The sequence below is a fragment of the Emticicia aquatilis genome, assembly GCF_014644295.1.
Taxonomy (GTDB): domain Bacteria; phylum Bacteroidota; class Bacteroidia; order Cytophagales; family Spirosomataceae; genus Emticicia; species Emticicia aquatilis.
Genome location: NZ_BMKK01000008.1, coordinates 17,980 through 31,141 on the forward strand (window position 1 = coordinate 17,980; position 13,162 = coordinate 31,141).

Consider the following 13,162-nt stretch of genomic DNA (forward strand, 5'->3'; position numbering starts at 1 on the left):
AGCAGAAACCACTAAAAACGGGAGTAATCGAAAATCCAAAAGAGTAGAAACCCTAAACACTATAAATAAATGGAAATTCAAATTAACTATTTGGCAATTTTAATTGCTGTAATTGCTCACTTTTTTCTTGGATTTTTGTGGTATACACCTCTTTTTGGAGATGCTTGGGCCAAAGAAATGAAGATGGACAGAAACCAAAAGCCCGACCCAAAAGTAATGATGAAAGGTATGGCTTTTATGCTGATCGGGAATTTCTTTACTGCCTATACGCTTGCTCATAATATTCAAGCGTGGAATCATGTGGCTGGAGTTGCCGAAATGAGTGCATTTGCTCGAATTCTAAACTCAGGAATTTTTACATGGCTTGGTTTTTATGTACCGTATCATTTAGGGGCAATAGTTTGGGAAAATCGTTCATGGAAACTGTTCTTCATTAATGTAGGCTATGCCCTTGTTTCATTATTATTAGTTTCTGCCATTTTGATTTATATGTGATAAAAAAGCCACGAATACACTGATTCGTGGCAAAATCAATTCAATCCACGATATTCGTTAGGCGAGATTCCCACTTTTTGCTTGAATAACCTCGTAAAATGCTGTGGATATTTAAAGCCCAAATCGAAAGCTACTTCGCTGATTGATTTGGTGGTATCTAATATCTTTTCTTTGGCAACTTCTAACAGCCTGAGATGAATAAAATCGAGTGCCGATTTGCCCGTTTCTTTCTTGATTAAATCTCCAAAATAATTGGCCGAAAGGTGCAATTCATCAGCAAAATATGCCACCGAAGGCAGCCCTTCTGTTTTTAGTTTTTCGCTAAATATATATTCATTGAGCAATGTTTCAAATCTCTCAATGATGCCTTGATTGACATTTTCACGGGTAATAAACTGGCGGTCGTAGAAGCGATTGCAGTATTTTAATAATAATTCGAGGTTGGCAATAATCAATTTTTTACTGTGTCGGTCAATGTTTTGGCTAATTTCGGTTGAGATGTTTTCGAAGCATTGATTCACTACACTTCTTTCTTTTTCTGAAAGGTGCAAAGCCTCGTTGGACTGGTAACCAAAGAAAGTATATTCATGGATTTGCTTGCCCAAACTCGTTCCTGCAATAAAGTCAGGATGAAACACAAGAGCAATGCCAAAAGGCTGATGCAATTCGCCTAAGGGTTCGCTCGTAATTATCTGATTTGGACTAAAAAAAACCAGCGTGCCTTCGTCGTAGTCATAATACTGATTGCCGTATCGTAAATCTCCGCATTTGGAGTCCTTGATTATGATAGCGTAAAAATTGATAGTAAATTTTGGTCGAGGCAATGGCTCCGACTTGTTCAAATCGACAATATTGATGAGCGGATGCAGTGTTTTATTACTGAACATCTCGCTGTATTTTTTGATGGAATCGAAAACTATCATTGCTTTTTTCTTCAAAACTAAAAATAAAAATTAGTATCTAATCTGCTATCTGTAAAATTGGTAAGTAAAACCGTAAAATGTATAAAATTAATGGCATTAGTGAAAGCTACCTTTGTGGTATATTATTTTACAATCACTTAACTTCCTTTAAATGAAGCTTTTATACGTTGTTTTCTTTTCCTTAGTTTTTTCGGTTGCACTTGCACAATCGGCCGATAGCACCAAAAATATTTCTTCTTTTTCGGGGTCGGTGGGGTTTACCAATAATGGTTTTTCTATTATTCCAACGTTCTCGCTGAATCATGCGGCTTTTGTGACTAATCTATCATTCAGAAAAAAGAGATTTAGTTTCGACCCAGATATTAGATTAGTACCAGATGCCCAAAAAGGCGGTTTGATTTGGTGGTTGCGTTACCGATTAGTTGACAACAAAAAGTTTGGTTTAAGGGTTGGTACTCACCCTGCTTTCACGCTCATCCGCCGAGATGATACCGAAAACGGAACTACCAAAGAAATCACCGAAATGCTACGCTTTTTGGCTTTTGAAGTGGTGCCAAGTTATCAGTTCAATAATAAATTTGGCGTGAGTGCCATGTATCTACAAGGGAATGGCCTACAAAAACACGGGCCTCAGCTTACTCGTGTTTTGTTTCTGAATACAAGCATTACTAATGTTGGTTTGGGCAAAAACCTTAGTTTCAATTTATTTCCATCCGTTTATTTTTTATACACCGATGGTTATCGAGGTGATTATCTGACGGTCACGGGAGCATTGTTCCATAAAAAACTTCCATTTAGCTTACAGTCAACCATCAATCAAACATTTACTTCTAATGTGCCTGGCAATAAGGATTTTATGTGGAATATAACACTGAATTACAACTTTAAGAAGATTTATAAGAAAATTAACTAACTATTCAGTCAAATGAAAAGAATAATCTTACTCTCATTTATTCAATTATTTGCAGGTTTAAGTATCTCATGTAAAGCTGAAAATGATGTTATTCAGCAGCCCAATAACGAAAATAATCAAGCTATGAAAAGTAATAAAATAAACATCAAAGTAGGCAGTAAAACATTTACTGCCACACTTTTGGACAATGCTACTTCTAAAGCTTTTGTCGCTCAATTACCACTGACTATCAATATGATAGAGCTGAATAATAACGAAAAATACGCCCAATTGCCCAAAAGCGTACCCACCAATGCCTCAGTGCCAACTCGAATTGAAGCGGGCGATTTGATGATGTATGGGTCAAGTACATTGGTGTTGTTTTACAAAGGTTTTAGTACTTCATACAGCTATACCAAAATCGGCAAAATTGATGATATTTCGGGGCTAACTACTGCATTAGGTGAGGGCGATGTGAAGGTGAGTTTTGAAGTAGATTGAACTTGAAACACTCAACTCTTTAACTTTATTATCTAATTGAAGCGACTAAGTTTTAAAGCAAAAAAGCTCGACAGAGCATAACCTTTGTCGAGCTTTTTTTTGTATATTTTTTAGTTTTAGTTAAAGCCAATTTTCTTTAAGCCTTCTTTGCTTGTTTTGATGGCTTCAAGTGGCGTCATTCCGTCAAAAACTTGGTCTTGTTCTACAATGTAGTATTTCATGCCAGAAAGTTTTGCATTTTTAAGAATTCGGCCAAAATCAATTTTTCCATTGCCAACAGGTGCAAAACGTCCTTGGTCGTCCATATCTTTTACGTGCCAAATCTTGAAACGACCTGGGTATTTTTGGAAATATGCCACAGGGTCGGCACCAGCTTTTGTTACCCAATATAAATCCATTTGAAAATTAACATATTTTGGGTCTAAATGTTCCAATAGATACTCTATCGGTACGATACCATCACTATTTTTTTGAAATTCAAAATCGTGGTTGTGGTACAAAAATTCTAATCCTGCTGCTTGTGCTTTCTTTGAAATGACATCAAGAATATTAGTTAATTTTTCCATAGAGCCTTGCATGCCTAATTTTCTGGTTTTTGGGTCAAATTTGAACATACCCATCGGTGGCACAGGAGCTATAAAATATTTGAAACCAGCCGCTTTTACATCTGCTATTAATGTATCAGCATTGTCGAGATTCATAGACCCCATGTGAACCGAAATAGGTGTAAGCCCTAAACTTTTCGTATATGCTTTAAATTCATCGGGAGTCATTCCATAAAATTTACCTTTATTGTAATCAACTGCCTCAATGTATTTATAACCTAAATCAGCAACAGACTTGAGCGTAGCTTTTGGGTCTTTGCCCATTTCATTTCTGACGGTGTAAAGGGTCATACCACCCCATTTCTTTTGGGCTGCAACAGTTAAACTAAAGGAAATTGAAATAAGGATGAATAAGAGGGTTTTGTTTTTCATTGTATTTTATTAATTTTTGATTTTCCTCTCAAAATTACACTTTTTCATTACTTAAATGACAATTAATATTCAAATGATAATATTTTTAATTTCAGATAAATCAAATATCCAATTTTCGTGAGGCCAGCCATTTGATAATCTCAGGGTTTCGGTGGTCGAAGAAAAGGCTGGCTTTGGTATCAAGGGTTTTAATGATTTCATTTTCTCTAATTGTAAATTATTTGAAATTCGTAAGTTTCTATTTGAAAAACATTACTTTTTACTTACATATTCATATATTTTTGTTAAATTTTTAATTGAAGTAAATACAACATTATGGCAAAATATTCTCTAAAAATCAACGGAAAAACGCAACAAGTAGATGTTGACCCCTCAACTCCGATTCTTTGGGTCTTGCGTGACCACCTAAATATGCCCGGAACCAAATTTGGTTGCGGAATGGCTATGTGCGGTGCTTGCACTGTTCACCTCGACGGCAACGCCGTTCGTTCTTGTAGTTTACCTGTTTCGGCGGTTGGAAAATCAGCTATTACAACCATCGAAGGTTTATCAGCAAATGGCACGCATCCTGTTCAAAAAGCGTGGCTCGAACACGATGTAGCTCAATGTGGTTATTGTCAATCTGGACAAATTATGTCGGCTTCAGCTTTATTAAAAAGCAATCCAAATCCTACTGATGAAGAAATTGATGCGTACATGAGTGGTAATATTTGCCGTTGTGGAACTTATCTCAGAATCAAAGAAGCAATCAAAGCCGCTGCAAAAAAGTAAACCCTAAAAAACTTGAAAGATGAAAATTCAGAAAAATATAGATAGACGCTCATTCCTCAAATCTTCTGCATTGGCAGGGGGCGGAATGATGCTTAGTTTCAGTTGGTTTTCGGAAGCAAAAGCTGCTGAAAAAGTAGAAGCATTAAACCTTGCCGACCAATGGTCTGAATTGGCGGCCTACATCAAAATCACGCCTGATAATGTGGTGAAAATTTTAGTGCCAAATCCCGAATTTGGTCAAAACGTAATGACCTCATTGCCGATGATGGTGGCTGAAGAATTGGATGTAGATTGGAAAGATGTGGTAGTAGAAATGGGTACGCACGATAATGTGAAGTATGGCCCACAATTTACGGGTGGAAGTAATTCGGTGCGAATGTACTGGAAGCCACTCCGCAATGCAGGAGCAGCCGCTCGCCAAATGCTTATCGAAGCGGCCGCTCAAACATGGGGTGTTTCGGCAACAGAAATTACAACAAAAGCAGGTGTTTTGTCTCATTCGAGCGGGAAAACTGCAAAATATGGCGAAATGGCCGCCAAGGCAGCTACATTGACTGTTCCGAAAGAGGTGAGGCTGAAAGCCCCCAAAGATTTTTCGATTGTTAGAAATTCAAAGAAAAATACCGAAGGCTTGAAAGTAGTTACGGGCAAACCTCTCTTCGGAATGGATTATCGAGTAGATGGAATGTTGATAGCCATGATTCAGCATCCACCTGCGTTCGGTATGAAACTAAAGTCTTTTGATGCAACTGCTGCCAAAAAAATGCCGGGTATCAAAGATGTGTTTAGCTTCAAACTCTATGATGATGGTTTTGAACAAGCTGGTTTCGATACCCGTACTTTCAATGAAATGATTGCTATTGTGGGCAATTCTACTTGGGAAGTAATGAATGCTCGCAAGAAAATCAATGCTCAATGGGAAGCCGCTGGAGACTTAAAAGAAACAATGATGGGCAGAGGTGGAAAAACTGAGAAAATAGTACCTGGCAGATTAGAAACAACAAGCCTTCAGTTTGAGCTGATGGCTGAATATGCTAAAAAGCCAGCTCAACAATTAAGAAAAGATGGAGACCCCGAAGCTGCTTTCAAAAATGCTGCTCAGATAATTGAGCGTACTTACAATGCTCCGTTTTTGGCACATAATACCATGGAACCGATGAACTTCTTCGCTCATGTAGAAGCAGATAAGGCATTGGTTGCGGGGCCAATACAAGCACCGGGTTGGATGGAACCAACACTCATCAAACTACTTAATTTACCTGCCGATAAAATCGAAATCCAAATGACCCGCATGGGTGGAGGTTTTGGTCGTAGAGCCTATGCCCAATATGCCTACGAAGCTGCCAGAATCTCGCAGAAGATGAAAGCTCCCATTCATTTGATTTATACTCGTGAAGATGATATGACTTACGGAATCTATCGACCAATGTACACGGCAACTTATCGTGCGGCACTCGATGTCAACAAGAATCTGATAGGTTTTCATGTTATTGGTGGTGGAATTCCCGAAAACCCAGTTCATGCCAATCGTTTTCCAGCAGGTGCGGTAGATAATTATTTGGCCGAAGGCTGGGAGATTCCGTCAAACATCACCATTGGTGCATTTAGAGCTCCACGTTCTAATTTCAATGCCGCAGCCGAGCAGTCATTCTTGGATGAAGTTGCCGAAGCAATGGGAAAAGACCCAATCCAAATGCGTTTAGATTTATTGAAACGTGCCAAAGAGAATCCGGTTGGTAAGAATAACGATTATGATGCCAGCAGATATATTGGAGTTTTAGAGTTACTAAAAGAAAAATCAGGTTGGGGAAAACCCGAAAATGCTGGCAAAAAACGTGGAGTCGCCGCTTATTTCTGCCATGCCTCTTACGCAGGCCATGTTGTAGATATGGTTATGCGAGATGGACAACCGTACGTAGAATCAGTGACTTCTGCCGTTGATTGTGGAGTAGTAGTAAACCCAGATGCCGCCCGAAACATGGTACAAGGTGCAGTGGTTGACGGAATCGGACAGTCATTTTATGGAGCATTAACCCATAAAGATGGTGTTCCTGAGCAGAACAATTTCCATAATTATCGCATGATTCGCCATAATGAAGCACCTAAAAAGATAGATGTTCATTTTGTAGAAAATGACATTGACCCAACTGGTCTTGGCGAACCGCCATTCCCACCCGTTTTTGGGGCAGTGGCTAACGCTTTGTTTAAAACAACGGGTAAACGCTATTATAATCAACCGTTTATGTCGGAACAATCTAAATCATAAGTACAAAAAAAATCGAGAGTCAATTTTGGCTCTCGATTTTTTTAATATAAAATTTTTAATTCTTCAGCGGAAATAATCCTTGTAATTGACCGTCTCTTAGCCAAATACTTACCCAAACTAAAACACCAAAAAAGACCGCTGGCAGGCTCATACTCACAGCGTCTTTGTGAATGATGTGGGTAGCTACTGCTCCACCAAGCCAAGCGGTTAAAAGTATTGCTCCTAAAATAGTCGTTTTAGGATACGCATACAAAATGGTTGAAATAAGCAGAATAATTCCAAGAAACAAAACAGATTCAGCAGGATAACCGAAGTCAGTTGCTCCTTTTACTGCCGTTTCAGTTTGTAAAAGATTATTGGCTGCTCCCATAAGGAACATTACAGTTAAGAGTCCTTGCAGGCCATACGAAGTGTACAAGCGACCTTTTGCAATAGGTTGATTTTCCATTAGAGATTAGGTTTAGAGTTTATTTAAGAAATTTCACTATTATAAGTGAAAAATACAATGTTTTAGCTGATTATTTTAAAAGATTTTCTAAACAATCAGCTAAAACATTCAGAATAGAATTAAAATCTTTTTACAGATTCTACTTGTCCAAAAAGTATCATATTTTGGCATTATATCAATAGAAAATAGGATTTAGATTATATACTTTTGCTTAATCTTTAAGCCCTATTTCTAAAACTGTATAATCTTACACATGTCAGACCCTATTTTTATTCTACTTGTTGGCGTTGTTATCGTTGTTGGCGGTATCATTGGCTTCAAACTTCATCCTTTTTTGGCTTTATTGTTGGCGGCTTTGGCTGTGGCATTGCTTACCCCTGTTGAATTAGTTGAGCAATATTATCTATCAAAAGGAGTAACAGCCATTGATGCTTTTAAGCAAGCTCATAAGAGTATAGGCGAGCGAATCGGAATCGAATTTGGGAATACATGTGCCAAAATAGGTATTTTGATAGCAATGGCAGCCATCATAGGTAAAGCAATGCTCGATAGCGGTGCCGCCGAAAAAATCATTAGAGCCATGCTCAAGGTTACGGGCGAAAAAAATGCTCCCATTGGTTTTATTTTGAGTAGTTTTTTCTTGACGATTCCTGTTTTTGTGGATACCGTTATTTTCTTGATGATGCCACTGGCCAAAGCAATGGGTATGCGATTGAAGAAAAATTATCTACTTCTGGCTCTTTCGGTAATTGCTGGTGCCGTAATGGCCAATTCTTACGTGCCGCCTTCACCTGGCCCTCTGTACTTAGTAAGTGCCATGAACGTACCGATTGGTTTAATGATGGTTTGTGGTTCGATTCTTGGTCTTTGTACCATTACTATCGGCTATTTGATAGCAGTTTTCTTAAATAAAAAATTTGATATACCATTGCGAGACTCACCTGATGCTCGTTTGGAAGACATCAAAGCCATTGCCGAAAAAGATGATAAGGATTTACCTTCATTGGGGTGGTCATTGCTTCCTGCGGTTTTTCCGTTGGTTACTATTTGTATTCGTTCCGCTTTTGAAGCTTTCGTAAAAACCAAAGAGCCAATGACCGATTCTGCTCTAATCAATCAATTGATTGACATAGTTTTATTTTTTGGTGATAAAAGTATTGCCTTGTTGATGGGTGCTATTTTTGCACTTTGGGTTTTGTCAAATCAAAAGAAAACAACTAAAGACAAACTGACCGCTTTTGTGCAAACCGCTCTGATGAGTGGTGGCGGAATCATTCTAATCACAGCGGCAGGTGGTGCGTTTGGTGGAATGTTGCAGCAGACGGGCATCAGTAGTCGAATCGCCGACCTAACAAAAGACTACCAAATGGCTCTGATTCCCTTGGCGTTTTTTATCACGATGGTTGTTCGCACGGCACAAGGTTCTGCAACAGTGGCATTGATAACCGCCTCTGGAATTTTGGCAGGAATGGCACAGAATGCCAATCTTGGGTTTCATCCAGTGTATTTGTGTTTGGCCATCGGAAGTGGGGCAAAACTTATTCCGTGGATGAATGATGCAGGTTTTTGGATTATGTGCAAAACCTCAAATCTTACCGAACAAGAAGCCCTCAAAACGATTGCTCCCATGCAAAGTTTGATGGGTTTAGCGGGTGTGATTCTGACAATGATTGCCGCTTGGATTTTTCCTATGGTATAGTTTGGGATACTGGTTATTGGTAAATTGGGGAACTGGTTATTGGTTTTATGATACTTATGAATCACACTCCTAATAACTAATTTACCAGTAAACCGGTCACCATTTAACCAGTAATAGACAATAAAATGCAAAACATAGTAATAAAAACTAACCCCATTGACAATGTAGCTATCGTTGCAAATCCAACAGGTTTGAAGCGTGGTGCAATTGTGTTGGATGGAGTGGTTTTCGAAGAAGATATTCCGATGGGGCATAAAGTAGCCTTGAAATCCCTTAATGAAGGAGATGAGGTTATTCGTTACGGTCAAATCATCGGTTACGCTAATAGATTGATTGAAAAAGGAAGCTGGGTAAACGAAAGCAATATCAGTATGCCACAACCTCCAAACTTAGAGAATATTTCTTATGTTCAACCGACTGTTCCACAAGTTGAACCCTTGAAAAATTTTACTTTTCAGGGATTTAAAAATGCAGATGGAAGCGTAGGTACTAAAAACGTTTTAGGTATCACCACAAGTGTACAATGTGTTGCAGGAATTACGAACTTCATCGAAAATAAAATCAGAAAGGAGTTATTGCCACTTTATCCAAACGTCGATGACGTGGTAGCTTTTAACCATAGTTATGGTTGTGGAATTGCGATTGATGCTCCAGCAGCAATTATTCCGATTCGTACTATCAAACACATCGCCAAAAATCCAAATTTCGGTGGTGAAATCATGATTATTGGCTTGGGTTGTGAAAAGCTTAGACCTGAAAGGCTTTTACCAGATGATGATGGGCTTCGACTACGCTCGGCCTCAGACACGGCTACTGAGCGGAGTCGAAGTATCCTTTATTTACAAGATGAACAATTTGAGGGTTTTTATGAAATGGTGGATGGTATTATGGAAATGGCTGAAAAACATCTACAAAAACTCAATCAACGTAAACGAGAAACTTGTTCGGTAGTTGATTTGGTGGTAGGAATGCAATGCGGAGGAAGCGATGCTTTTTCGGGGCTGACGGGGAATCCTGTTGCTGGATTTGCAGCAGATTTAATTGTAAAAGGTGGAGGAACGGTGTTTTTCTCAGAAGTTACTGAAGTACGTGATGCCATACATTTGCTTGTACCTCGTTGCGAAAGTGCCGAAGTTGCTCAAAAACTTAAAGACGAAATGGCTTGGTATGATAATTATCTGAATCAAGGGCAAGCCGACCGCAGTGCCAATACAACCCCCGGTAATAAAGGAGGGGGATTGAGTAATATTGTAGAAAAAGCACTTGGTTCGGTTGTAAAATCTGGAACGAGTCCGATTGTAGATGTGGTGTCACCGGGTGAGAAAGTACGTAAGAAAGGCTTGAATTTTGTAGCAACGCCAGCCAGTGATTTTGCTTGTGGAACGCTCCAATTGGCCGCAGGCATGAATATGCACGTATTCATCACTGGCCGAGGTACACCTTATGGCTTAAATATGGTTCCAGTCATCAAAGTAAGTTCAAATTCAAAATTGGCCAATCGCTGGCACGATTTAATAGATTTTGATGCTGGTCCAGTAGCTTTCGGCCAAAAAACTATTGAAGAAATGGGCTGGGAATTATTCCGCCTAATTCTCGAAATAGCCAGTGGAAACAAAAAAGTAGCAACTGATAAACTCGGGCTTTATAATGATTTGGTTTTGTTTAATCCTGGGCCTTTGACGTAATTATTCAAGCGACGGCATCGCTCTGAGCGATGCCGTCGCTAAAACTTTTAAAACACATGAAATTTCCAAAAATCAAAGAATTCCACATTACACCCATTGCGGTAGTTGACCCTCCGTTGCTAAATGCCGCTGGGCTTCATGCACCTTATGCCTTGCGTACGGTTGTTGAATTGGTAACAGAAGATAACATCAGCGGAGTCAGCGAGATTCCGGGAAATATAGATATTGATAAAGCTCTTGAAAGAAGCCGTCCGCTCATCATTGGACAAGACCCATTTCAAATCAATAAAATAAGAGATATTCTTTTGGCCGAATTTGGCACCGAAAAACCTGCCGATAGAGGTTTTACTCCGTGGGACCAGCGTACGGTTGTGCATGTTTTTAGTTCGATTGAAGTAGCTTGTTTAGATATTATCGGTAAAATCGTCAATCGACCAGTGGTAGATTTATTGGGCGGTAAACGCCGTGATGCAGTGCCTTTTTCGGCTTATCTTTTTTATAAATACGAAGGTGCTGGCGGTGAATTGGAGTTTAGAACAGACCCAAATGCCACAGGTTGGGCGGCAGCTCGACAAGCAAGTGCTTTGAATCCCGCTGAAATTGTTGCTCAAGCCAAAGCCATGTGCAAAGAGTTTGGTTTTCAGTCGATTAAGCTCAAAGGGGGCGTGTTTGAGCCACGCCAAGAAGTAGATGCAATCTTGGCTTTACATGAAGCCTTTGGCCCCAGTGTGCCACTTCGTATCGACCCCAATGCTCTTTGGACGGTAGAAACTTCTATCAAATATGGCAAAGAGATGGAAGGCATTATTGAGTATTTAGAAGACCCTTGCCGTGGACAAGAAAACATGGCTGCCGTTCGGAAAGCCCTAAAAACACCTTTGGCAACCAATATGTGTACGACTTCATTTGGGGATATTCCGAGAAGTGTTCAGTTGGGTTCGGAAGATATTATTTTGTCTGACCACCATTTTTGGGGTGGATTGCAGGAATCAATGAAGCTAACGAGCATCTGTGAGACTTTCGGGCGTGATTTATCCATGCACTCCAATTCTCATTTGGGTATTTCGTTGGCGGCTATGGTGCATCTGGGAGCAGCCATTCCTAATTTCAAATATGCCCTCGATACACATTATCCGTGGCAATCTGACGAAATCATTCTTGGCGGTAGAATGAAATTTGAAGATGGGGCAGTACCAGTACCGAGCGGGCCTGGTTTAGGGGTTGAATTAGATAGAGCCGCCTTGGCAAAATTGCACGAAAACTACAAAAAATGCGGCCTAACCAAACGTAACGACGAAATAGAAATGCAAAAAGTACAACCAGATTGGAAATTTATAGCAACGAGATGGTAAGCTGAATGACGATTTAACGAATGACGATGTACGAAAATTTATTTTCTTAATTAAAACACCCCTTTAGGGGTTGGGGGTATGGAACTATCAAAAATAAAATCATCGCTCGAAGACGGGCTTCTTTCTTTTCCAATCACCGATTTTGATGAAAAAGGTGAATTCAATGCCAAAACCTTTGCCGAACGTGTAGAATGGTTCGTGAGCCATGATGTTTCATCGGTTTTTGTGGCTGGCGGAACAGGCGAGTTTTTTTCACTGACCGTTGATGAATACGAGCAAATAGTTAATATTTCGGTCAAAGTTGTGGCTGAACGTGTCCCAGTAATTGCCAGTGCAGGAAGAAGCATCGCCGAAGCTAAAACTTTCACAAAAATTGCCGAAAAAGCCGGTATCCATGCCATTTTGCTTTTTCCGCCATATCTTACCGAATGCCCGCAAGATGGCGTATATGAATATGCCAAAGCCATCATGCAAAATACCTCACTACCAGTTATTTACTATAATCGTGGCAATGGTGTTTTATCGGCAGAATATATCAAAAAATTGGCCGATGCTTGTCCAAATTTCATTGGATTGAAAGATGGCACAGGCAATATGCAAGATTTGAACGATACCATCAAAACAGTTGGTAAACGCCTTTCATACATCGGTGGAGTTCCAACTGCCGAGATTATTGCCGAGGCATATTTATCAATTGGAGTGAATACCTACTCATCGGCCGCATTCAATTTCGTGCCAGAGTTAGCCAATAAATTCTACAAAGCCCTACGTGCAGGCGATAAAGCCACTGTTGAAGAAATCACGCAGAAATTTTATATTCCTTTGGTAAGATTACGCAGCAAAAAGAATGGTTATGCCGTAAGTTTGATTAAAACAGGGGCAAAGTTAATTGGTAAAAGTGCAGGTGATGTCCGCCCTCCACTCACCATGCCAACCGAGGCTGAAGTTGAGCAACTTCGCCAAATTATTGAACAGAGTAAATAATACCGATACAGCCTTTTATGGCAAAGAAAAGTTTATAATCGTATTTCGGAAGCATTGAATAAAACTTCCGTTCTACGATTGTTTTTTTTGTTACCTATTAATAAGTTCTTGTTTAATTTTAGGGTTAGGCGTAAAAATACAATATTCCAAAAGCTGACAATTCTCATAA

The 13,162-nt window shown here is 39.5% G+C and carries 12 protein-coding genes; 9 read left to right on the forward strand and 3 right to left on the reverse strand.

All coding sequences use genetic code 11. The features are described from left to right. Nucleotides 1–69 precede the first annotated feature (69 nt). Nucleotides 70–495 (forward strand): DUF1761 domain-containing protein, encoded by a 426-nt coding sequence (locus IEX65_RS18510; RefSeq protein WP_188768089.1) that lies wholly within the window; start codon nucleotides 70–72, stop codon nucleotides 493–495. 35 nt (nucleotides 496–530) lie between these two features. On the opposite strand, the gene IEX65_RS18515 is transcribed toward IEX65_RS18510, so the two are convergent. Continuing rightward, nucleotides 531–1,418, reverse strand: coding sequence for a helix-turn-helix domain-containing protein (locus IEX65_RS18515; protein WP_188768098.1), 888 nt, complete (start codon nucleotides 1,416–1,418; stop codon nucleotides 531–533). A gap of 151 nt (nucleotides 1,419–1,569) precedes the next feature. On the opposite strand from IEX65_RS18515, the gene IEX65_RS18520 reads away from it, so the two are divergent. Continuing rightward, nucleotides 1,570–2,331, forward strand: coding sequence for a hypothetical protein (locus IEX65_RS18520; RefSeq protein ID WP_188768100.1), 762 nt, complete (start codon nucleotides 1,570–1,572; stop codon nucleotides 2,329–2,331). Nucleotides 2,332–2,343: 12 nt separating this feature from the next. Then, on the forward strand, nucleotides 2,344–2,811 hold the full coding sequence (locus tag IEX65_RS18525) for a cyclophilin-like fold protein (RefSeq protein ID WP_188768102.1): 468 nt from the start codon (nucleotides 2,344–2,346) through the stop codon (nucleotides 2,809–2,811). Between the two features lie 116 nt (nucleotides 2,812–2,927). Here IEX65_RS18525 and IEX65_RS18530 read toward each other — a convergent pair whose 3' ends face one another. Then, nucleotides 2,928–3,788: a sugar phosphate isomerase/epimerase family protein gene (locus IEX65_RS18530; RefSeq protein ID WP_188768104.1), complete on the reverse strand. Its 861-nt coding sequence runs from the start codon at nucleotides 3,786–3,788 to the stop codon at nucleotides 2,928–2,930. A 315-nt stretch (nucleotides 3,789–4,103) separates the two neighbouring features. Between IEX65_RS18530 and IEX65_RS18535 the strand changes: the two genes are divergently transcribed. Both IEX65_RS18535 and IEX65_RS18540 read left to right on the forward strand, forming a co-directional pair. Further along, nucleotides 4,104–4,559 carry a (2Fe-2S)-binding protein gene (locus tag IEX65_RS18535; protein WP_188768106.1) on the forward strand — a complete coding sequence of 152 codons (456 nt, stop codon included), beginning with the start codon at nucleotides 4,104–4,106 and terminating at the stop codon, nucleotides 4,557–4,559. A 19-nt stretch (nucleotides 4,560–4,578) separates the two neighbouring features. Then, nucleotides 4,579–6,825: a xanthine dehydrogenase family protein molybdopterin-binding subunit gene (locus IEX65_RS18540; protein WP_188768108.1), complete on the forward strand. Its 2,247-nt coding sequence runs from the start codon at nucleotides 4,579–4,581 to the stop codon at nucleotides 6,823–6,825. 55 nt (nucleotides 6,826–6,880) lie between these two features. On the opposite strand, the gene IEX65_RS18545 is transcribed toward IEX65_RS18540, so the two are convergent. Beyond that, on the reverse strand, nucleotides 6,881–7,273 hold the full coding sequence (locus tag IEX65_RS18545; protein ID WP_188768110.1) for a DoxX family protein: 393 nt from the start codon (nucleotides 7,271–7,273) through the stop codon (nucleotides 6,881–6,883). Between the two features lie 253 nt (nucleotides 7,274–7,526). Between IEX65_RS18545 and IEX65_RS18550 the strand changes: the two genes are divergently transcribed. The 4 genes from IEX65_RS18550 to kdgD all read left to right on the forward strand — a co-directional run bounded on the left by IEX65_RS18550 (nucleotide 7,527) and on the right by kdgD (nucleotide 12,993). Then, on the forward strand, nucleotides 7,527–8,972 hold the full coding sequence (locus IEX65_RS18550; RefSeq protein ID WP_188768112.1) for a GntP family permease: 1,446 nt from the start codon (nucleotides 7,527–7,529) through the stop codon (nucleotides 8,970–8,972). 125 nt (nucleotides 8,973–9,097) lie between these two features. After that, a complete protein-coding gene (gene garD, locus IEX65_RS18555) occupies nucleotides 9,098–10,657 on the forward strand; it encodes a galactarate dehydratase (RefSeq protein WP_188768115.1) in 1,560 nt (519 codons plus the stop codon). Nucleotides 10,658–10,713: 56 nt separating this feature from the next. Continuing rightward, nucleotides 10,714–12,009, forward strand: coding sequence for a glucarate dehydratase family protein (locus IEX65_RS18560; RefSeq protein WP_188768116.1), 1,296 nt, complete (start codon nucleotides 10,714–10,716; stop codon nucleotides 12,007–12,009). Nucleotides 12,010–12,087: 78 nt separating this feature from the next. Further along, the gene (kdgD, locus tag IEX65_RS18565) at nucleotides 12,088–12,993 is read left to right on the forward strand and encodes a 5-dehydro-4-deoxyglucarate dehydratase (RefSeq protein ID WP_188768117.1); all 906 of its coding nucleotides are present in this window, start codon (nucleotides 12,088–12,090) and stop codon (nucleotides 12,991–12,993) included. Nucleotides 12,994–13,162: the final 169 nt, after the last annotated feature.

Bases quoted from the DNA above. Each gene is read 5' to 3' on its own strand.
- IEX65_RS18540 (WP_188768108.1), top strand. From the start codon at position 4,579: ATGAAAATTCAGAAAAATATAGATAGACGCTCATTCCTCAAATCTTCT.
- IEX65_RS18560 (WP_188768116.1), top strand. From the start codon at position 10,714: ATGAAATTTCCAAAAATCAAAGAATTCCACATTACACCCATTGCGGTA.
- IEX65_RS18550 (WP_188768112.1), top strand. From the start codon at position 7,527: ATGTCAGACCCTATTTTTATTCTACTTGTTGGCGTTGTTATCGTTGTT.
- garD (WP_188768115.1), top strand. From the start codon at position 9,098: ATGCAAAACATAGTAATAAAAACTAACCCCATTGACAATGTAGCTATC.
- IEX65_RS18515 (WP_188768098.1), bottom strand. From the start codon at position 1,418: ATGATAGTTTTCGATTCCATCAAAAAATACAGCGAGATGTTCAGTAAT.
- IEX65_RS18545 (WP_188768110.1), bottom strand. From the start codon at position 7,273: ATGGAAAATCAACCTATTGCAAAAGGTCGCTTGTACACTTCGTATGGC.
- IEX65_RS18535 (WP_188768106.1), top strand. From the start codon at position 4,104: ATGGCAAAATATTCTCTAAAAATCAACGGAAAAACGCAACAAGTAGAT.
- IEX65_RS18525 (WP_188768102.1), top strand. From the start codon at position 2,344: ATGAAAAGAATAATCTTACTCTCATTTATTCAATTATTTGCAGGTTTA.
- kdgD (WP_188768117.1), top strand. From the start codon at position 12,088: ATGGAACTATCAAAAATAAAATCATCGCTCGAAGACGGGCTTCTTTCT.
- IEX65_RS18530 (WP_188768104.1), bottom strand. From the start codon at position 3,788: ATGAAAAACAAAACCCTCTTATTCATCCTTATTTCAATTTCCTTTAGT.
- IEX65_RS18510 (WP_188768089.1), top strand. From the start codon at position 70: ATGGAAATTCAAATTAACTATTTGGCAATTTTAATTGCTGTAATTGCT.
- IEX65_RS18520 (WP_188768100.1), top strand. From the start codon at position 1,570: ATGAAGCTTTTATACGTTGTTTTCTTTTCCTTAGTTTTTTCGGTTGCA.